The 19,192-nt window shown below is 43.3% G+C and carries 18 protein-coding genes; 14 read left to right on the top strand and 4 right to left on the bottom strand.

The window, feature by feature from the left end:
- Positions 1-69: 69 nt before the first annotated feature.
- The 3 genes from HOP38_RS19825 to HOP38_RS19835 form a co-directional block, all read right to left on the bottom strand.
- Positions 70-1,191: a bacteriohemerythrin gene (locus tag HOP38_RS19825; RefSeq protein WP_006070525.1), complete on the bottom strand. Its 1,122-nt coding sequence runs from the start codon at positions 1,189-1,191 to the stop codon at positions 70-72.
- Between the two features lie 248 nt (positions 1,192-1,439).
- On the bottom strand, positions 1,440-3,149 hold the full coding sequence (locus HOP38_RS19830; protein WP_242456563.1) for an alkaline phosphatase family protein: 1,710 nt from the start codon (positions 3,147-3,149) through the stop codon (positions 1,440-1,442).
- A gap of 28 nt (positions 3,150-3,177) precedes the next feature.
- Positions 3,178-3,987 carry a formylglycine-generating enzyme family protein gene (locus tag HOP38_RS19835; RefSeq protein WP_198558776.1) on the bottom strand — a complete coding sequence of 270 codons (810 nt, stop codon included), beginning with the start codon at positions 3,985-3,987 and terminating at the stop codon, positions 3,178-3,180.
- 207 nt (positions 3,988-4,194) lie between these two features.
- On the opposite strand from HOP38_RS19835, the gene HOP38_RS19840 reads away from it, so the two are divergent.
- From HOP38_RS19840 to HOP38_RS19855, 4 genes are all read left to right on the top strand, one after another.
- Positions 4,195-5,502, top strand: coding sequence for an anaerobic sulfatase maturase (locus HOP38_RS19840; RefSeq protein WP_038227711.1), 1,308 nt, complete (start codon positions 4,195-4,197; stop codon positions 5,500-5,502).
- A gap of 10 nt (positions 5,503-5,512) precedes the next feature.
- Complete coding sequence (locus HOP38_RS19845) at positions 5,513-6,547, top strand: tetratricopeptide repeat protein (RefSeq protein ID WP_198558777.1); 1,035 nt, start codon at positions 5,513-5,515, stop codon at positions 6,545-6,547.
- 121 nt (positions 6,548-6,668) lie between these two features.
- The gene (gene gltS, locus HOP38_RS19850) at positions 6,669-7,895 is read left to right on the top strand and encodes a sodium/glutamate symporter (protein ID WP_006070520.1); all 1,227 of its coding nucleotides are present in this window, start codon (positions 6,669-6,671) and stop codon (positions 7,893-7,895) included.
- 78 nt (positions 7,896-7,973) lie between these two features.
- Positions 7,974-8,210: a hypothetical protein gene (locus HOP38_RS19855; RefSeq protein ID WP_198558778.1), complete on the top strand. Its 237-nt coding sequence runs from the start codon at positions 7,974-7,976 to the stop codon at positions 8,208-8,210.
- Between the two features lie 24 nt (positions 8,211-8,234).
- Here the strand turns inward: HOP38_RS19855 and HOP38_RS19860 are convergent, their stop codons facing one another.
- Entirely contained in the window at positions 8,235-8,807 is a 573-nt protein-coding gene (locus tag HOP38_RS19860) for a TetR/AcrR family transcriptional regulator (RefSeq protein WP_198558779.1), read from the bottom strand.
- 116 nt (positions 8,808-8,923) lie between these two features.
- Between HOP38_RS19860 and HOP38_RS19865 the strand changes: the two genes are divergently transcribed.
- The 10 genes from HOP38_RS19865 to HOP38_RS19910 all read left to right on the top strand — a co-directional run bounded on the left by HOP38_RS19865 (position 8,924) and on the right by HOP38_RS19910 (position 19,192).
- Positions 8,924-9,541, top strand: coding sequence for a glutathione binding-like protein (locus HOP38_RS19865; RefSeq protein WP_124941916.1), 618 nt, complete (start codon positions 8,924-8,926; stop codon positions 9,539-9,541).
- Between the two features lie 162 nt (positions 9,542-9,703).
- Entirely contained in the window at positions 9,704-10,378 is a 675-nt protein-coding gene (locus tag HOP38_RS19870; RefSeq protein ID WP_006070516.1) for a type 1 glutamine amidotransferase domain-containing protein, read from the top strand.
- Between the two features lie 170 nt (positions 10,379-10,548).
- Positions 10,549-11,133 (top strand): sugar O-acetyltransferase, encoded by a 585-nt coding sequence (locus tag HOP38_RS19875; protein WP_198558780.1) that lies wholly within the window; start codon positions 10,549-10,551, stop codon positions 11,131-11,133.
- A 177-nt stretch (positions 11,134-11,310) separates the two neighbouring features.
- Positions 11,311-12,936, top strand: coding sequence for a sensor domain-containing protein (locus HOP38_RS19880; RefSeq protein ID WP_198558781.1), 1,626 nt, complete (start codon positions 11,311-11,313; stop codon positions 12,934-12,936).
- Positions 12,937-13,167: 231 nt separating this feature from the next.
- The gene (rbsD, locus tag HOP38_RS19885) at positions 13,168-13,587 is read left to right on the top strand and encodes a D-ribose pyranase (protein WP_088878251.1); all 420 of its coding nucleotides are present in this window, start codon (positions 13,168-13,170) and stop codon (positions 13,585-13,587) included.
- Positions 13,588-13,620: 33 nt separating this feature from the next.
- Entirely contained in the window at positions 13,621-15,126 is a 1,506-nt protein-coding gene (rbsA, locus tag HOP38_RS19890; RefSeq protein ID WP_124941919.1) for a ribose ABC transporter ATP-binding protein RbsA, read from the top strand.
- Positions 15,123-16,103 (top strand): ribose ABC transporter permease, encoded by a 981-nt coding sequence (rbsC, locus tag HOP38_RS19895; RefSeq protein ID WP_006070511.1) that lies wholly within the window; start codon positions 15,123-15,125, stop codon positions 16,101-16,103. Before rbsA ends, rbsC begins: the two co-directional genes overlap by 4 nt.
- 75 nt (positions 16,104-16,178) lie before the next feature.
- A complete protein-coding gene (gene rbsB / locus HOP38_RS19900; RefSeq protein WP_006070510.1) occupies positions 16,179-17,057 on the top strand; it encodes a ribose ABC transporter substrate-binding protein RbsB in 879 nt (292 codons plus the stop codon).
- A 150-nt stretch (positions 17,058-17,207) separates the two neighbouring features.
- Positions 17,208-18,128, top strand: coding sequence for a ribokinase (rbsK, locus tag HOP38_RS19905; RefSeq protein WP_031494699.1), 921 nt, complete (start codon positions 17,208-17,210; stop codon positions 18,126-18,128).
- Positions 18,129-18,187: 59 nt separating this feature from the next.
- Positions 18,188-19,192: a substrate-binding domain-containing protein gene (locus HOP38_RS19910; RefSeq protein WP_198558782.1), complete on the top strand. Its 1,005-nt coding sequence runs from the start codon at positions 18,188-18,190 to the stop codon at positions 19,190-19,192.

The raw sequence follows: 19,192 nt of genomic DNA on the forward strand, positions 1-19,192 counted from the left end.
AAACGTCTTCATACTAGTGGACTCGCTTCCTGATTGGAAGGTGTGCCATAAGGTTTGAAGTCAGGGTCGTCACTCCAAAGCTGAAAGCACGCAGTTTCGGCCTTGTTCTTTTGCTTTGTATAGCAGTTGGTCTGCTCGCTCCATAAAGTACATAAAATCTTCGTGTTCTTCGGGTATGTGGGTGAATACCCCGATGGATGTTGTTATAGCGTTAATGCTTGACGTATCAATTAGACATTGTTGTTCGATCGCACTTCTCACTTGTTCCGCTATTTCAATTACCTGTTGATGTTCAGCACAGCATACAACTACCAGGAACTCATCGCCGCCCATCCTAAAGATAAAGTCGTTTTTGCGGCAGAACTTTGATGCTAATACGTGACTAAAGTGAATGATGGCTTCGTCTCCTCGAGCATGCCCAAGCGTGTCGTTTAGATGCTTGAAATTATCGAGATCGAGAGAAATGAAGCTTAGGTAGCTGTTCTCCACTTTTGCTCTTAACAAGGCCTCTTGTGTCATCATCATAAAATATCGGCGATTGAACAAACCGGACAACTCGTCGGTGACTGCCAGTTGCTGGAGTTTATCATTGAGCGCTTTTAGTTCTTTCTCGGCAACGATGCGACGATTCTTCTCTCTAATAAGCTCAATAGCATGAGAGGAGAGCTCAAAGTACATATTTAAAATAGTGTCGGTGAGTGCTCCATGTTCTCCAACGAGGGCGACTTCGGCTTCGATTTTTGCTTGGTTTAAGTCAAGAGCACCTTTTGAAAGAGCGTTTATCACTAAGCCCATTTTTTTGTCTTCGTTGAGAATGTGTAGTAGCAGCCAGCGAATAAGAAAATGTAGAATTTGCTCGGTCGCTTCATGCCAACCAACACTCTTCGTACGATGTTGAAGTCGAATAATCTCTGGTACGAAGGATTCATGGTTACCTTTATGAAGTACACACCAAGAATCTTGTTCAAAGTATTGCTGCCACACGCGCTCTTCTTCCGAAAAATGGTAGAGAGCATAGTCAGCTAACTCATCAAAAATGGTAGAAACTTGAAGCTGGTTATCGTATACCAAGGCATTAGCGAGTTTGTTAATCAACGAAAATAGGTTTTTGTGTTGCTCGTCAATGCTGGCTATTCCAGTTTCGAAATTGGTGTTCCAAGGAAAAAGCTCGATTTGGTTGCTAGGCATCATGGACTATCTGTGATGACAAGTGATGCACGATGGTATCGAAAATGCTTAAGCCAAAAAAGCCGAAGAGCGCATTTAAGGACTATTTGGGCTTTAAACTAGGGTGTTAAAAGTGGTTTGCTGAATAGGGTGACGGTGATTTGTACACTAAACACGGAGAAAACTTCATGTTTTCCTACATGATTTTTGGTGTGCTCAAGGAGAAAGTTGTGACCAAGAGAGCTCAATGCTCTCTTGGTGGTTAGGATAAGTTAATCTTGAAATACTTCTTCTAACATCACGCCTGTGGCGCCGCTTGGTGCACTAACGTCTAAATATCCAGATAGTGTTGGGGCGATGTCATAAGGCGTGACAGGGCGCGTAACAGTTTGGGGCTTAAGATTATGCCCTGCAAAGATGACGGGAACGTGCGTATCGTAGCGCCATGGTGAACCATGGGTTGATGCAATGGTTAGTCCATCCATATCATTAATATAAGTACGAGGACCAAATACCATATAGACGTCGCCGGAACGAAGAGGGTGATAGTTGTTGCGAATCAGTTCATTAACTCGTGAGTCCGCAACTCGATTGCTTGCGATATCCTCACTGGTTACTGCAGTCGCCACCCCTTTTACTTTCATTACCTCTTCAGCAATAACTTTTTGCACATCCCTGAGTGATACTTTTTTTGCAGCAATGAGGTCGTGATCGAGATAAATATAAGGCTGTGCGTAAAGCTTAATCACGTCTTTTTCCAGACCAAATTCGTTTTTAAGTCGTGTCATAAGAGCGTCAGTCAACAACGCATCCTTATTGAAATAAAAAGGTTGTCTAAAACCAAGCGTGTTTACAGTTGGAGATGCCTCGGGGACTCCGTGGTCCGCAGAGAGCACGATGAGGGTATTCTCTAGACCAATCGAGTCGTCAACATATTTGAATAAATCGGCGAGTGTTTTGTCCAATCGGATGAGGTTGTCTTCGGTTTCTAAGCTCGATGCGCCATAAAGGTGAACGACGTAATCATTGGAAGAAAAGCTGATAGCCAGATAATCCGTTGCATCTCCGCTTCCTAACTTTTCTTGTGCCAGCAGTGTCTTGGCGAAGTCAGCTGTGATTTCATCGCCAGCTGGACTTACTGTCAACATCGTCGAGTAGTACTTATAAGATGCAGGCCCGTAAGGGTGAGGGAAGGTACGGGCAAATCCGCCTAAATCCACTTTATGATCTTTGCTGTTTTCTTGCAGAGAGTACTGGTCTTTAGGTAGTGACAACTCCCATCGCTTTCCTGAGTATTTGGCAGGAATGGCTTTTTCATTCCATCGATCAACCCAAAATGGGTTGGTGTCGTAATAATAATCACTGGTGACAAACTGAGACTGTGCTTTTGAGAACCAAAAGGCTTTACCACCATGTCCAGCCAGGGAAATTGCACCTCTATCTTTCACTGAAACAGAGAAAACGCGTGATTGTCCATTATTGCTGATAACGAGCTCGTCACTAAATGTGGTCGAAAGAATAGGTTCAGGTGAACGACCATCGCCTGCAGCTGCTTTCTGTGTTGGGTCTATTTCAGTGGATTTATCAACGCCTGCACCAGATGTTAACATTGAATAGTTGGGATCTTCGACGTTGTAGACAAGCCTATCTAATCCTCGGTCAAACCAAACGTTACCGACCATGCCATGTACGGCTGGTGGTGCACCGGTTGCTAGGGAAACATGGCCTACGATGGTTTCGGTATTAGCATGTTCATAATTGGCGTTTTTATAATAAACGCCTTGGTCCATAAGGTATTTAAAACCATTGTCTGAGAAATTGTGTTTGTAACGCTCAATCAGATCTGCACGTAACCCATCAACGGTTATCTGCAGCACGAGATTGGGTTTAGACTCTGTTGCTAACGCCGCGCTAGCGTTGAAACACAAAGTCACCAAAAGTGATGCTGTCACTATTGGTTTTATGAGTTTATTCTTATGCATAGTCTGTCCTTGCCGTGACGATGAAAGCTTATTTGTCTTTCGCGAGTCTAAGGCCCATATCCGACATGATGATTGATTGACTCGCAAAGTCGCGTCGGAAGTTTTCAGATTCGTTCGCGTCGTAAGAGAAACTGCCACCTCTTACGGATTTATGTGAAAGCCCTGAGTCTGAATGTTTGGCGTTATTTGGGTTGTTAACAGGAGAAAAATGGTAGAAGCCGTCATCGAAAGCATCTTGAACAAACTCACCTACGTTTCCAGTCATATCATACAAACCTAGCTCATTAGGTTGTTTCATTCCAACTGGGTGAGCGCGATTATTAGCGTTTTCTGAGTACCAGGCGACGTCATCAATGTTGTTGGAACCGGCGTAGATATATCCTTTAGAGTGGATACCGCCTTTCGCTGCAAACTCCCACTCGGCTTCTGTCGGTAAACGATAGTTTTCGCCGGTCATTTCATTGAGTTTCTCAACGAAGTAGTTGGCTTGTTGCCAACTTAAATTGTTAACTGGCACATTAGGTGCTGCGAAGTAACTCATCGATGAACCCATGACGGACTCGAACAGCTCTTGGGTGACTTCAAATTTGGATAGGTAAAAACTATCGACTCGAACAGAGTGGGCTGGACGCTCTGATTTCGCAGCAGTTTTGGAATCTGAGCCCATAGTAAACTCACCACCTTCAACGAGAACCATATCTTGGTTGATACTCATAGCGATAGGATGTTTGGACGGACTCGCGCAGCCAGAAAGTAGTATAGGTAGCGCAATGATGGCTAAAACAACAAGTAGTTTTGTTGTATTCCATGCCCTTTTTTCCTCTGAGTAATCAGTCATAGTTTGGCTCTGTAGTGTTAAGAAACATCTCCTCAATTTTAACGACTGCCCACTTTCTTTTTGGTTATAAGCACTATAACGCCCGCGTATTTCGCCCTGATATAAAATGCGATGAGTCTCAACATAAAAGGTGCATGAGTTATGGTATTAAGTGTGAATTCAGCTCAGTCGATAGGCGATTCCCGAAAGACAGAGTCCTCACAGTCAATCCACTTATCGCAAGGTCCCCAGTTCCAAGGGAAAGCTTCCAAAAGAATGCATGTGATGGCGAAGCCCATTGGCGCTGTGTGCAACATTGATTGCAATTATTGCTATTACCTGAGTAAACAAGACCTGTTGGAATACAAAAAAGGCTGTTCTCCAGAGATGGACGAAGAGCTTTTAGAGCAGTACATCAAAAACTACATTGAAGGACAGAATACGCCGGAAATTATCTTCTCGTGGCAGGGTGGGGAGCCAACTATGCTTGGCCTCAGTTATTTCGAAAAAGTGGTTGAACTACAAAAGAAATATCAGCCTGTAGGTATTAAGATTTCAAATGACCTGCAAACGAACGGTACACTGCTTGATGATAAATGGTGTGAGTTTCTTGCTAAGAACCAATTCCTTGTTGGACTGAGTATTGATGGCCCACAGATGCTACACGATGCTTACCGAACCAACCGAGCAGGGCGTGGTACACATAAGCAAGTCATGAAGGCAGTTGAACTGCTGCACAAACACAAGGTGAGCTTTGCCACTTTGACCTGCGTTAATAACCTCACGAGCAAGAATCCTTTAGAAGTGTATCGTTTTTTGCGTGATGAAGTGCGTTCACCACAAATGCAGTTTATTCCAATTGTTGAGCAGAAGTCGTTCCGAACCACCGCACCGCAAACATGGAAATCAAATGAGCAGCTCAAGCAAGGAGACAAAAGACTAATTCCCGGTAACGCCAACTCGATTATGGAATCATGGTGCGTTTCTGATGAGGCTTGGGGTAATTTCCTTATTGCCATCTTCGATGAGTGGATTCAACGAGATATCGGCCGTGTGTTTGTTCAGTACTTTGAAGCGAGTGTAGAAACATGGATGGGACGAAAAAACCCGTTATGTACGCTTGGTCAATTGTGTGGCAAAGGCTTAGCAATGGAGCCTAATGGCGATGTTTATAGTTGTGACCATTATGTATACCCCGAGTACAAAATTGGCAATATTAACGAAACTAAATTGGAAACAATGGCTTATAGCCAAGCACAACAAAATTTCGGATTCGCTAAATCTAAGACGTTAACGGCGCAGTGTCAGCAGTGTGACTATCAGTTTGCATGCTATGGCGAATGTCCCAAAAACCGATTTATTAAGACCCGTACAGGTGAGCCTGGGCTCAACTACCTTTGTGCAGGGTGGAAAAAGTTTTTCTCGCACGCAGATAAAGCGATTGCCTATATCTTACGTGCCACCGGCAATCCGGTAGCTCATGGAAAGTACAGCGACCAAGCGATTCGCAATGTTGGATTTGCAACCAAGTTCTAGGAGCCTACCAATGAAAAATAGACATCTGATCGCTTTAGGTGCGATGGCAACGATCTTTAGTCTTTCGGCAGTCAGTGCCGAACCACAGAAAGATCAAGTTACCAAAACCAAACCACAAAGCGTCGCTGCTTCAGCTCAAGAAAGTACGACGCAACAAATTCAGCGCCTGTCTTATACGGCGCAGAATCAGTCAGAGAACGTACAACGTCGCGTTGATGCTTTGCATCAGCTTAGTCAGTTTCCAAACCAGAATGCACTGGTTGCAGTTTCAAGAGCTCTTAAAGACTCAAACTCTGATATTCGACAAGCAGCCATCGTAGGTGCCAAACCTTATCAGTTTGAATATCGATGGAAGTTGGTTGCTCCATTGTTAAACGATGAAAGCAGTGACGTGCAGTTGGCAGCTTTGGTAAATTTGATCCCTGATTACACCAATATGCATGAGCAGCAGCAACAAGAGCTTGATAAGATTTATCCAAGCGCTATTAAGCAGTTGAAGCAGCACTCTGGTAGTGAAAAGCAGTTACTTCTGGCGGATGTTTACCGTTGGCATCAAGACTTCAGCAGCGCTGAATTAATCTACCAACAGTTGATAACGAACCCTGTAATGGCGACGCAGGTCTCTCTGAGTCTATCGGATAATTATCGAGCGCAACAACAAGATGAGAATGCGCTAGAAGTGTTAAATCGTGCCATAGAAAACGACAGCACTTCAGCTCAATTATACTATTCAAAAGCGTTAACGTTAGTCAGGATAGGCAACAAGAACGAAGCGGCTAATGCTATCGAACAGGCGACGAAGTACTCGCCTGACAACAGTTATTATTGGTACTTGAACGGTGTGCTTCAAGAACCGATTGATGTAGCGAAAGCGACGGATTCGTTTGAAAAAGCGTACTTGATTTCTGGTGCGCCAGAACAACTCTACGCAGTTTGCGACATTTATGTGCGAACTGGGCACGAGAAAGCTGACGCCTGTCTGACGGAGCTAGAAAAAGTCGCTCCGCCTTACGTCATTGAAGAACTGAAGAATAAAGGTAAGTAAGGGTACGGAAAGAACAAGTAAGTATTGGTTATCAAGGTTAAAATCTTTTTAAAAAGAGTTGGATAGCGCGCAAAATAAAGGCATTCTATTCTGTATCGTTTTCTAACAGGATGTGGAATACATGATTATTGAAGATGGCGCTGTCCATATTGATTCTTTTTTTGCGGTTACTCTGGGTATTATTGTTCTCTTTGTTGGTCGTAGACTGAATCAGGTTGTTGGGTTCCTAAAAGAATTCAGCATTCCTGAACCGGTCTCTGGAGGAATCGTCTTCTCGGTTCTTTTTGCTCTGTTCTATATGGCGACATCAATCGAGGTCAGTTTCGATCTGATGGCGCGCGATGTATTGCTTGTTTACTTCTTCACTACCATTGGCATTAACGCTAGCTTGAGTGACCTCAAAAAAGGTGGAAAACCACTCGTCATATTGTTGGCAGTGACAATAGCCTACATGATAGTCCAGAATTTAACTGGTATTACCGTTGCTACGGCCTTTGGTTTGGAACCAGTAGCAGGGCTACTTAGTGGCACTGTTTCTCTTATTGGTGGACATGGCACTGCCATCGCTTGGGCTCCAAAAATCCAGGAGCAGTTTGGGTTAAATTCAGCAATGGAACTGGGAATTGCAAGTGCAACCTTTGGTCTTATTCTTGCAAGTATCATGGGGGGACCAATTGCTAAGTTCCTTATCAAGCGATACGACCTTAAACCACAAGAGCAACAGTCGTTAGATGTAGGTGTCTCCGAAAATCAGCCGGAGCCTAAAATTACCTCCTATGATTTTCTTGATGCCATGTTGGCCATTCATACCTGTATCATTGTTGGTGTTTTCTTAAATGAAGGTATTGAGCATTTAGGGTTACAGCTTCCTCTTTTTGTGACCTGCTTATTTGCTGGCATCATTCTTTCTAATCTCGTACCGCATAATTATCCGCGGATTACTGGAACCTCATGGCCTGCGAACAAACCTGCTGTTGCTCTGATTGCGGATATGTCTTTAGGAGCTTTCCTTGCGATGTCACTAATGAGTATGCAGCTATGGACATTAGTGGATCTAGCCGGACCAATTTTCGCGATTTTAGCAGCGCAATTTATTGTGGCGATATTAGTTAATCTTTTCGTTATTTTTCCAGCAATGGGTAAAAACTATGATGCAGCGGTTATTTGTTCAGGCTTTGGTGGGATTTCGTTAGGCTCTACGCCAACGGCAATGGCAAACATGTCCGCGGTTGCGCAAAAGTATGGCAATTCTCATCAAGCATTTATCGTTGTTCCGTTGGTCTGCGCATTTTTCATTGACCTTGCCAACGCATTTATCATCCCGTATTTCATGGGTGTTCTTATGTAAGTTTTATTGAACGTTATCTGATTAGAACTTAAATCTTACGCTGTATACCCTAGGTGCTATGACCTAGGGGATACAGCCATGATGAACAGACAACTAAACACTCACCATCAACTCGACAGTACACTAGCACAACAGCTTGCTGACAAACTCTATCAAGGTTTGAATAGGCATCAGCTTTGTCAGGAGCACGATATTTCACTGCAACAACTCAAGTCAGCGGTAAACCAAGTACGCTTAAAGGAATATCAAGAAATGCCTTGTAGAGATACTCAGTATCTTGAAGCCCTTTACAAACGTTCACTTAGGACACAATGACCTTCAGCTAATCAACAATAGACGTTACTTGATTGCCTTAATTAGCATTTTGGTTGCGATATCAATATTGTCGTAACGTTTTGCTTTTCCTAATACTCGGATACCTTGCATATGGCAAATAATGAACTGCGTAAGAGCTCTTACATCTGTGTCCGATTCCAGTTCTTGGCGCAGCTTGGCGTTATTAAGTATATCTGCGATTGCCTTTTCCAATGTGTCAAATAAGGAATCACTACGTTTGAGTACCATGGCGTTTGTAGCGGCATGTTCTACAACAGCATTTTGAATAAAACAGCCACAGGTGTTGTCTTTCTGCTTCTCAGCAAAAAGTAGCAAGAAGTCTTGGAGCGCTTCCAAGCCGGAGTCGGGTTCTCGCAGTGTAGTAAGTTTGGGAAACGAAATCTGCTCTAGGTAATTGTCGAGTGCTAGATAATAGAGCGTTTCTTTGTCACCAAACGTGTTGTACAGACTAAATCGATTGATTCCTAGAACTTCGATGAGGTCATTGATAGAGGTGTTTGCGTACCCTTTGCTCCAGAACAACGTCATTGCTTGCTGAAGTTTCTCTTGTTTGCAGAAGTTTGCTTTTCTTGCCATCTCAATACTCTTAAACGCGCTTTAACCGTTCAATATTACATAAAATTATTCTTGACCGATCGTTTAGTTTTCTCGTAGATTATAACTGAACGATCGGTTAGATAAAAGGGATGGTAATGAAACTGTACGAACAGGCAGCAACTGTAAGTTGCAAGCGACTCAATTTATTTTTACGCGAAATTGATGCGACAGGGTTTGAGCGAGTTGAAATTAATGTTCGAGAAGGAGACAACCTAAGTGATGACTACAAGGCAAAAAGTGCCAATGGTAAGGTGCCATTATTAGAGCTTGATGATGGTAGTTTCTTAAGTGAAACCGTTGCTATCAGCCGGTATTTTGATGAATTGCAACCGAATGACTTGAACTTGTTTGGGGATAGCGTGGTAGCTCGTGCCAAGGTTGAAATGTGGAATCGCATCGTTGAAATCGATGGAATTCAAAACGCATTTCAAGCGTTTCGAAACACGACTGGGCTGTATAAAGATCGAGAGAATTGTATAGAGGCTTGGGGCGTAGAAGCGAAGCATCGAGTGGAGCTTTTTTTACCGAAACTTGATAAGCAACTCTCTCAATCTGATTACGTAGCGACAGAGCGCTATACCATCGCCGATATTAGTGCTTATATATTTGTTGTTGTGGCTATCAATGCACTGAAGATCGAAGTGTTAGAGCCATACCCGCATATCAAGCGCTGGTTTGAGGTCGTCTCGTCTCGGCCTGCAATGAAAGGCTAACGTACGTGTAAGGATAAGGTAGTTTAGGTTGGTGTCCAGCGCCTTAGGCAAGGTGCCAACCTTTAGTCAACTAGCGTTTGGATTTGAAAATTCTCATAAACTCACTAGGTTTAAAAGAAAGCTCTAGTAGGAGAATTCTTAGTGAGTCAAAAGAAAATACTAATGGTAATCACGTCTCATGACCGTTTAGGCGACGTGGATGAGAAAACGGGCTTTTGGCTTGAAGAATTCGCATCACCTTACTATGTCTTTAAGGCCGCTGGCTTACATATTACTCTTTGTTCTCCTAAAGGGGGACAGCCTCCAATTGACCCCAAGAGCGCACTTCCAGAGTTTCAAACTGAGTCCACTACCAAATTCGAGCAAGATCCAGTCGCGCAAACCCACCTAGCTCAAACTCTTAGATTAGTAGAAGTTCAAGCGTCAGATTATGATGCTGTTTTTTATCCTGGTGGGCATGGTCCCCTGTGGGATCTCACCTGTGACCCAGATTCTGTTTCTCTTATCGATGATTTTTTTAGTCAAGGTAAGCCCGTAGCGACAGTCTGTCATGCGTCCGGCGTTCTTATCAATGTTGTTGGAGAAGACGAAGAACCGATAGTAAAGGGCAAAAGAGTTACAGGTTTTAGTAATAGTGAAGAACAAACCGTTGGTTTGAGTGAAGTTGTGCCATACCTTGTTGAGGAAGAACTTACCAATTGCGGAGGGCTATATTTTAAAGGCGATGACTGGAGCTGTTACGTTGAAATAGACGGGCAATTAATCACAGGCCAAAATCCTGCAAGTTCTGCAGCTACCGCAGAAGCCGTCGTGGACTATCTTAATTCAGGGCGTTAGATATGATGTGTAACTATTTTTTACCATTGAAAGACTCACTACAAAGTGTGATGACGGCGAGATTGTTTGCTTTCGTTGCTCTATATCTGACGTTTTGTTGACATAGTAAATAGTGCAATAGATTCAATTAGAGCAATATATTTTAGTTAATTACTCTACTGGTTCTAGCAATGACAACAAAAACTGAACGTGAAAAGATGTTAGCGGGTGAAGCTTATCAAGCTTGGGATGAAGAGCTGCTTCAAGCGCGTGTAAACTGCCGAAAAATCCTAAAAAAACTCAATGATAGTATTCCTAATACAGAGGATTGGAAACAAGCACAAGAGGCGTTAATTCCTAATCGCTATGGCAATCTATATTTGGAGCCACCATTTCGATGTGATTATGGTGAAAATATTCATGTTGGAAAAAACTTTTACGCTAACTTCAATTGCGTCATCTTAGATGTCAACGTGGTCGAGATAGGTGACAATGTTCTTTTTGCACCTAATGTACAAATATATACCGCAGGCCATCCATTGGATGTTAAAGGTCGAGTTGAGGATGAAGTGGAGTTTGGCCTACCAATTAAAATTGGGCACAATGTTTGGTTAGGTGGCGGTGTTATTGTTTGCCCAGGCGTTACTATTGGTGACAACGCTGTTATTGGTGCAGGAAGCGTGGTAACAAAGAACATTCCGGCAAATAGTTTGGCGGTAGGTAATCCTTGTAAGGTTATTAAAGAAATCGATAATGGCCAACGATCCAGTCAATAAATGCCTAATTTACGTCTTAACGCAAGAATAAAATAACGCAAAAACAGTAATTTAACTTTGCGTCAAAAAATTGTTGATTGGATAACGATTTTTTGACGTTTTGTTTGATGTCCATTCCATAAAAATTTATCATAACGGCGTTAGTTCTATAAGTTTCTATTTGTAGTGGATTTGGCGTTGCAGTATTCGGATTTTGAATTGTCATTAGGTTTGATGGAAAAAGCGTTGGAAAGTGCCTCTGCTGCTGTCCTAATTACTGACGTCAACGCACATATCAAATATGCTAATAAACAATTCTACAATCTTACCGGATACTGTGAGCAAGAAGTGATTGGGAAAAATCCTAATTTTCTTCGCTCTGGAAAAACAACCGAAAAAACCTACCGTGATATGTGGTCGAAGCTTCTTTCCGGCAAGGATTGGTACGGTGAGCTGATAAATAGAAAGAAGAATGGTACGTTGTTTGTTGAAAAAGCACACATTAGCCCATTCGAGTATCAAGGCCAAAAATTCTATATTGCGGTCAAACGAGATGTTACCTCCGAAAAGAACTTAACTGAAAAACTAAGTGACTTAGCGTATTTTGACGCACTCACTCGCTTGCCGAATAGAACATCTTTTTTCGATCATCTTCAGAATTTCTTAGTAGAGCACCAAGACTCAACTGAACCATATTCGTTGCTGTTAATTGATTTAAATGAATTTAAATCAATTAACGACAGTAAAGGACATGATTATGGTGATCTCTTTCTACAAAATGTCGCCAGACGTTTTAAGAATGTGGTAGGGGAAGACGGAGTTGTTGCTCGTCTAGGCGGGGATGAGTTCGTTGTGTTATTGCCTAAGTGTGATGTAGACGTTGCAGAGCGTGTTGCCCAAAATCTATTGGATGCCATCGCTTACATCGAAATCTGTAATAAATCCGAGCGCGGCTCAGCTGCGGTTGGTATTACAACGAACGAGAGTAAGCGTATTCCAACCAGTTTGCTTCTTAAGCAAGCTGACCTTGCCATGTATCGTGCCAAGCAATGCCAAACGATGTGGGTAAGTTATAACGAAGAGATGGGAACCCAGTGGGGACGTAAAAAAGCCCTAGCTCAGAGGCTTGCTGAAGCGATAGAACTTCATAAGCTAGAAGTAAGCTTTATGCCTGTCATCGATCTTCATAAGAATGAGGTGGTTGCTTATAAGAGCCGCTTAGAGTGGGTGGATAAAGTTCTTGGTAACGTCGATCGCTTTGAGTTTATTCCTATTGCGGAAGAATCGCAGTTGGTTCGCAAACTTAATCTATTTACTATCGAGCAGGCTTGTAAATACGCAACCGTAGGTGAGCTAAAAACGGTTGCCGTTAAAGTGTCTTCGAAGAACTTTGGTCACGGTTTGTTTGTTCAAGAAGTTATTGAAATTCTTGAGCGCTTTAAATTACCTCCTCAGTGTCTAGTATTAGAAGTGTTTGAAGATATGCTTTCTAAAAAGCGCTGCGTTGATGAGCTATACCAATTAGTCGATTTCGGCTGTCAAATTACCGTCGCAGATTTTGGTATGGGTCATATCTCCATCTCCGAATTGCGTGCGCTGCCTATTCAAAAACTAAAAGTAGGCGCTCAACTGACAGAAGAAATTGCGCAAGATACGTCAGTAGAGCAGGTGGCTAAGGCGATTGTTGGGTTGGCTAACGTGCTTAATATCGAGACTATTGCGGAAGGGGTTACGACTGAACAGCAATTACAGTCGTTAAAAACGATTGGCTGCCATTTTGCCTCAGGTCCTTACATTTCATTTCGTATGCAACAAGGTAGCTAAGCTGCTTATTTCCTTCTTTTAATTCCAATTGTCACAATTTGAAACCATTCACGGAAAACTCATCGAAACGTTTCGATAGTCCGATCTGGCTCACACTTGACCATTCAATCCCTCGATCTTTTGATTAACTACGCTAGGATTATCATCGAAACGTTTCGATGACAGAATTATCAAAAAAAACATTTATCCAGAATACAGTCTCGATAAAGCCGCATGAAGCAGGTATAAGACATGAAAAAAAGTGCTCTAATTAACTCTGAACTTTCTTACTTAGTGTCCACATTAGGTCACACTGATGAAGTGACTATTTGTGATGCAGGGTTACCTATAGCAGACCACGTGCAGCGCATCGATCTTGCGTTAACTCACGGAGTTCCCGCCTTCCTGGATACGGTTAAAGTTTATCTTGGAGAAGCGCAAATCGAAGGTGTGGTAATTGCAGAGGAATTTAAACAAGTAAGCCCTGAACTCCATGACGCACTGATTACGACGATAGAAGAAGAGAAGCAAGCAACGGGCAAAGCGATTTCAGTTGTATACGTTTCACATGAAGAGTTCAAAGTAAGAACACACGATTCAAAAGCGGTAGTAAGAACAGGTGAATGTACGCCTTATGCTAACGTGATTTTTCAAGCGGGCGTCGTCTTTTAGTCCGGCAAGCACAGACAGTACAGGACAACTAACATGCTGCAACCAATATTACAATTAAGCGATATTGAAAAAGCTTTCCCAGGGGTCAAAGCCTTGGATAAAGCCAGTTTGAATGTGTATCCGGGCAAAGTCATGGCTTTGCTAGGTGAAAATGGCGCTGGTAAATCGACATTAATGAAAGTGTTGACGGGTATTTATTCCAAAGATTCTGGAGATTTGCGCTATCAAGGTACTGAGGCTGCATTCCAAGGTCCAAGAGACTCTCAGCAAGCCGGCATCAGTATTATCCACCAAGAGTTAAATCTAATTCCCGAGCTTACTATTGCGGAAAACATCTTTCTAGGTCGAGAAAAAACGAACGCGTTTGGTCGCATTCTGTGGAATGAGATGTATGCCGAAGCCGATCGTTTGTTGGCTCGTTTGAATGTAAAGCACAGCTCCAAAACACCATTGGGTGAGTTGAGTCTGGGTGAACAACAGATGGTGGAAATTGCCAAGGCACTATCGTTCGAATCAAAAGTCATCATTATGGATGAACCAACCGACGCATTAACTGACACCGAGACTGAGTCGCTATTTAGCGTCATTAATGAGCTGCGCGATCAGGGTTGCGGCATAGTTTACATTTCACACCGTTTGAAAGAAATCTTTGAGATTTGTGACGACATCACGGTATTGCGTGATGGTAAGTTCATCGGTCAACGCACTGTAGCGGAAACCGATGAAGACCTACTTATTGAAATGATGGTTGGTCGTAAGTTAGATGAACAATACCCTCGCATTGATGCGGTTCACGGCAAAACGAGCCTAGAAGTGAAAGACCTGTCAGGCCCAGGCGTGAATGATGTCAGCTTTACCTTAGACCAAGGAGAAATTCTTGGAATCTCTGGGCTTATGGGGGCAGGGCGCACCGAGCTTATGAAGATTATTTATGGTGCTCGCAAGCGTGAGTCGGGCTCTGTGATACTGAATGGCAAAACCATTAATCCAAGTAGCCCTCAGGATGGCTTGGCAAATGGTATCGCTTATATCTCCGAAGACCGTAAAGGTGACGGTTTGGTACTCGGTTTATCCGTTAAAGAGAACATGTCGCTTTGTGCCCTAGAACAGTTGTCTAAAGGCGCCCAGATTCAACATGGTGAGGAAGTGATTGCAGTAGAGGACTTCATTAAGCTCTTTAACATCAAAACACCGTCTCGTGATCAGATCATCGGTAACTTATCGGGCGGTAACCAGCAGAAGGTAGCTATTGCCAAAGGGCTGATGACCAAACCAAAAGTTCTGATTCTGGACGAGCCCACCCGTGGCGTTGATGTTGGTGCGAAAAAAGAAATCTATCAGCTTATCAACAAATTTAAAGCAGATGGTATGAGCATCATTCTCGTATCATCAGAAATGCCTGAAGTATTGGGTATGAGTGATCGCATTTTGGTTATGCATGAAGGGCATATAAGCGGAGAGTTTATGGCACACGAAGCAGACCAAGAAAAACTATTAGCATGCGCTGTCGGCAAAAATGTAAGTGAGGAAGCAGCATGAGCAACAAAACAATGAGCGTTGACACGGAAAAAAAGAAGCCTCTTTTTAACAAAGAGTGGTTAATCGAGCAGAAGTCGCTGATCGCTTTGATCTTCTTGATTGTCGTGGTGTCATTCCTTAACCCTAACTTTTTCACCGTAGACAATATTCTGAATATTCTACGTCAAACCTCTGTTAACGCTATTATCGCGGTTGGTATGACCTTGGTCATTTTGACGGCGGGTATTGACTTGAGTGTTGGCTCGGTATTAGCACTTTGCGGTGCGTTTGCAGCAAGTTTGATTGCCATGGAAGTGCCGGTATTAATCGCCGTTCCTACTGCTTTACTTGCTGGTGCTGCGTTGGGTGCGATCAGTGGCATCATAATCGCGAAAGGTAAAGTGCAAGCCTTTATAGCAACATTAGTAACGATGACCTTGTTGCGCGGTGTCACTATGGTTTATACCGATGGTCGTCCTATTTCAACTGGCTTCACTGATACCGCTGATGCGTTCGCTTGGTTTGGTACAGGCTACGCTATGGGCATTCCGGTACCGGTCTGGATTATGGTGATTGTATTTGCTGCAGCATGGTACCTACTTAACCATACACGATTTGGTCGTTATGTTTACGCACTAGGTGGCAATGAATCAGCGACACGTTTGTCTGGTATTAACGTCGACAAAGTAAAAATCGGTGTGTACGCCATCTGTGGTTTGTTAGCAGCACTAGCAGGCATCATAGTGACTTCCCGTTTATCATCAGCACAACCTACGGCAGGTATGGGCTATGAGTTAGATGCTATCGCTGCCGTTGTTCTTGGTGGCACTAGCTTGATGGGCGGTAAAGGTCGAATCATGGGAACCTTAATCGGTGCTCTTATTATTGGCTTCCTAAACAATGCTCTGAACTTATTAGATGTTTCCTCTTACTACCAAATGATTGCTAAAGCAGTGGTAATTCTGCTGGCAGTACTGGTAGATAACAAAAACAAGTAATAACTCGTAAACACAATTTAACAATAACTGGCTCGACATTAAGTTGAGCCACCCCCTACACAAAGGACTAAAACGATGAAAAAACTAGCAACTCTTATCTCTGCTGCGGTACTTTCTGCTTCGATGTCTGCAACGGCATCTGCACAAGACACGATGGCAATTGTTGTATCTACTCTTAACAACCCATTCTTTGTAACCATGAAAGAAGGCGCAGAGGCAAAAGCAAAAGATTTGGGTTATAACCTGATCGTTTTGGACTCTCAGAATGACCCAAGCAAAGAGCTGTCAAACATCGAAGATTTAACCGTTCGTGGCGTCAAAGCGATTCTGATCAACCCAACAGACTCTGACGCAGTATCTAACGCAATTCGCATGGCTAACCGTTCTAATATCCCAGTACTCACTCTTGACCGTGGTGCAAGCCGTGGCGACGTAGTTAGTCATATCGCGTCTGATAACGTAGTCGGTGGTGAAATGGCTGGTCACTACATTATGGAAAAAGTAGGTGAGAAAGCGAAAGTTATCCAACTTGAAGGTATTGCTGGCACGTCGGCAGCTCGTGAACGTGGTGAAGGCTTCATGAACGCTGTAAAAGGTTCTCAAATGGAGCTCCTTGCTAGCCAACCAGCAGACTTTGACCGTACTAAAGGTCTGAACGTAATGGAAAACCTTCTAGCAGCTAACCCTGATGTTCAAGCGGTATTCGCGCAGAACGATGAAATGGCACTGGGCGCACTTCGTGCGGTTGAAGCAGCTGGTAAAGACGTGATGATTGTTGGTTTTGATGGCACAGAAGACGGTATGGCAGCGGTTAAACGCGGCAAACTGGCTGCAACTATCGCTCAGCAACCTGACATGATCGGTGCATTAGGTGTTGAAACAGCAGATAAAGTACTGAAAGGCGAAAAAGTCGAAGAGTACATTCCTGTACCACTTAAAGTAGTGACTGAATAATCACCAGACTCCCTCTTTTGAGGATAGTAAAGCTCTCCTTTAACAAAAGGAGAGCTTTGAATGAAGCAAGCCTGTCTCGTCCAAGTTAATTTCGGCCTGTCATATCAAGGCAACCCCAAGTTAATTTATTTGAGTAAAAAGGAACAATGTATGAATAAACTCATCGTATTGGGTAGTGTGAATGCAGATCATGTGCTGCAAGTTCCTTCTTTCCCTAGACCGGGTGAAACCTTGCACGGTATGAATTACCAAGTGATTCCAGGTGGTAAAGGTGCAAACCAAGCTGTAGCCGCGGCGCGCCTTGGTGGAGATACTGGCTTTATTGCCTGTGTAGGCGATGATGCGTTTGGCATTAACATTCGCGAAGCATTCAAAGCTGACGGTATCAATATCGCGGGTGTGCAATTGGAGCCAGGAACCCCAACAGGTATCGCGATGATACAAGTAGCAGAAAGCGGTGAGAATAGTATTTGTATTTCTGCAGAAGCGAACGCAAAGTTAACTACTGCTCGCGTTGAACCACATAGGACAATGATTGAAAACGCAAAATATTTGCTGACACAGCTTGAGACTCCTATTGAAGGTATAGAGTATGCGGCAAAACTGGCAAAACAATCGAAAACTAACGTAGTCCTAAATCCCGCACCTGCAATGGCGTTACCAGACTCTCTGCTTGAGTGTGTTGATGTGATCACGCCAAACGAAACAGAAGCGGAAGTACTTACTGGTATTACAGTCACTGACGATGAGTCAGCACAAGAAGCAGCGAATGAACTTCACCGTAAAGGCATTGAAATTGTCATGATTACGCTGGGTTCAAAAGGTGTATGGTTAAGTCAAAATGGTCGTGGAGTGCGTATCCCTGGTTTTAAAGTAGATGCAACGGACACCACGGCTGCGGGTGATACATTTAATGGCGCGTTGGTTACTGGTTTAATTGAAGGAAAATCGATTGAAGAGGCGATCGTTTTTGCTCATGCTGCTGCCGCTATTTCGGTGACTCGATTTGGTGCTCAGACTTCCATTCCTTCGCTAGATGAAGTAAAAGAGTTTTTAGAGCAAAAAGCTTAAAATAAGGCGCTGATATTAGGCGACTACAATGCATAAGCAGTAGCGGAGAGCATTGCCCAATGGCAACGATGAAGGACATAGCAAGACTAGCTGGCGTATCCACATCGACAGTGAGTCATGTCATCAATAAAACACGGTTTGTGAGTGAAGAGATTTCGGAGCGTGTGAATAGCGCAGCGAAAGAGCTGAACTATGCCCCCTCAGCACTAGCTCGTAGCTTAAAAATGAACCGTACACGAACAATTGGAATGTTAGTGACAACCTCAACCAACCCGTTTTTTGGCGAGGTGGTGAAAGGGGTAGAACGTAGCTGTTATCATCAAAACTACAACCTTATTCTGTGCAATACAGAAGGGGATACTGAGCGCATGAGAGCATCCATCGATACGCTTCTGCAAAAGCGTGTTGATGGGCTGATTCTTATGTGTTCGACACTAGAAGGTGAGAAACTGGATATTTTCGACCAGTACCCAACTATACCGGTGGTAGTAATGGACTGGGGGCCTATCCATTTTGAAAGTGACAAAATTCAAGATAACTCTTATCTAGGAGGTTATCTAGCGACTAAGCACTTGATCGAATGTGGGCATAGGGAAATTGGTTGTATCACTGGACCATTGAATCGCCATCAGGCTTTGATGCGTTACGAGGGCTACAAAAAAGCCCTAAAAGAACATTCGTTGCTACTAAATCCCGACTGGATTATTGAGTCAGATTTTGAATGTGATGGTGGAGCTAAGTCTCTAGAGATATTAATGTCTCGTGGTGCATTACCGAGTTCGATATTTGTGTGCAATGACATGATGGCGATGGGCGCCATAAATATCGCTCATGACAAAGGCGTAAAGGTGCCCGAAGAGCTGTCTATAATCGGCTATGATGATATTCACATAGCAAAATACATGACGCCTGCTTTAACAACGATTCACCAGCCTAAATATCGGTTGGGTAAAGCTGCAGTTGAAACCTTGTTAGCCAAAATAGATAAAACGACAGAGGTTCCTGACGTAGTACAGTTAGAGCCAACCCTAGTGGTGAGAAACAGTGTAAAGTCATTATTGTAG

It is taken from the genome of Vibrio mediterranei, from assembly GCF_013364395.1.
GTDB classification, from domain to species: Bacteria; Pseudomonadota; Gammaproteobacteria; order Enterobacterales; family Vibrionaceae; genus Vibrio; species Vibrio mediterranei.

Coding starts and splice junctions, on each gene's coding strand:
- HOP38_RS19860 (WP_198558779.1), bottom strand. CDS start 8,807: ATGGCAAGAAAAGCAAACTTCTGCAAACAAGAGAAACTTCAGCAAGCA.
- gltS (WP_006070520.1), top strand. CDS start 6,669: ATGATTATTGAAGATGGCGCTGTCCATATTGATTCTTTTTTTGCGGTT.
- rbsA (WP_124941919.1), top strand. CDS start 13,621: ATGCTGCAACCAATATTACAATTAAGCGATATTGAAAAAGCTTTCCCA.
- rbsD (WP_088878251.1), top strand. CDS start 13,168: ATGAAAAAAAGTGCTCTAATTAACTCTGAACTTTCTTACTTAGTGTCC.
- HOP38_RS19855 (WP_198558778.1), top strand. CDS start 7,974: ATGATGAACAGACAACTAAACACTCACCATCAACTCGACAGTACACTA.
- rbsK (WP_031494699.1), top strand. CDS start 17,208: ATGAATAAACTCATCGTATTGGGTAGTGTGAATGCAGATCATGTGCTG.
- HOP38_RS19875 (WP_198558780.1), top strand. CDS start 10,549: ATGACAACAAAAACTGAACGTGAAAAGATGTTAGCGGGTGAAGCTTAT.
- HOP38_RS19910 (WP_198558782.1), top strand. CDS start 18,188: ATGGCAACGATGAAGGACATAGCAAGACTAGCTGGCGTATCCACATCG.
- HOP38_RS19830 (WP_242456563.1), bottom strand. CDS start 3,149: ATGCATAAGAATAAACTCATAAAACCAATAGTGACAGCATCACTTTTG.
- HOP38_RS19870 (WP_006070516.1), top strand. CDS start 9,704: ATGGTAATCACGTCTCATGACCGTTTAGGCGACGTGGATGAGAAAACG.
- HOP38_RS19825 (WP_006070525.1), bottom strand. CDS start 1,191: ATGATGCCTAGCAACCAAATCGAGCTTTTTCCTTGGAACACCAATTTC.
- HOP38_RS19835 (WP_198558776.1), bottom strand. CDS start 3,987: ATGACTGATTACTCAGAGGAAAAAAGGGCATGGAATACAACAAAACTA.
- rbsB (WP_006070510.1), top strand. CDS start 16,179: ATGAAAAAACTAGCAACTCTTATCTCTGCTGCGGTACTTTCTGCTTCG.
- HOP38_RS19865 (WP_124941916.1), top strand. CDS start 8,924: ATGAAACTGTACGAACAGGCAGCAACTGTAAGTTGCAAGCGACTCAAT.
- HOP38_RS19845 (WP_198558777.1), top strand. CDS start 5,513: ATGAAAAATAGACATCTGATCGCTTTAGGTGCGATGGCAACGATCTTT.
- rbsC (WP_006070511.1), top strand. CDS start 15,123: ATGAGCAACAAAACAATGAGCGTTGACACGGAAAAAAAGAAGCCTCTT.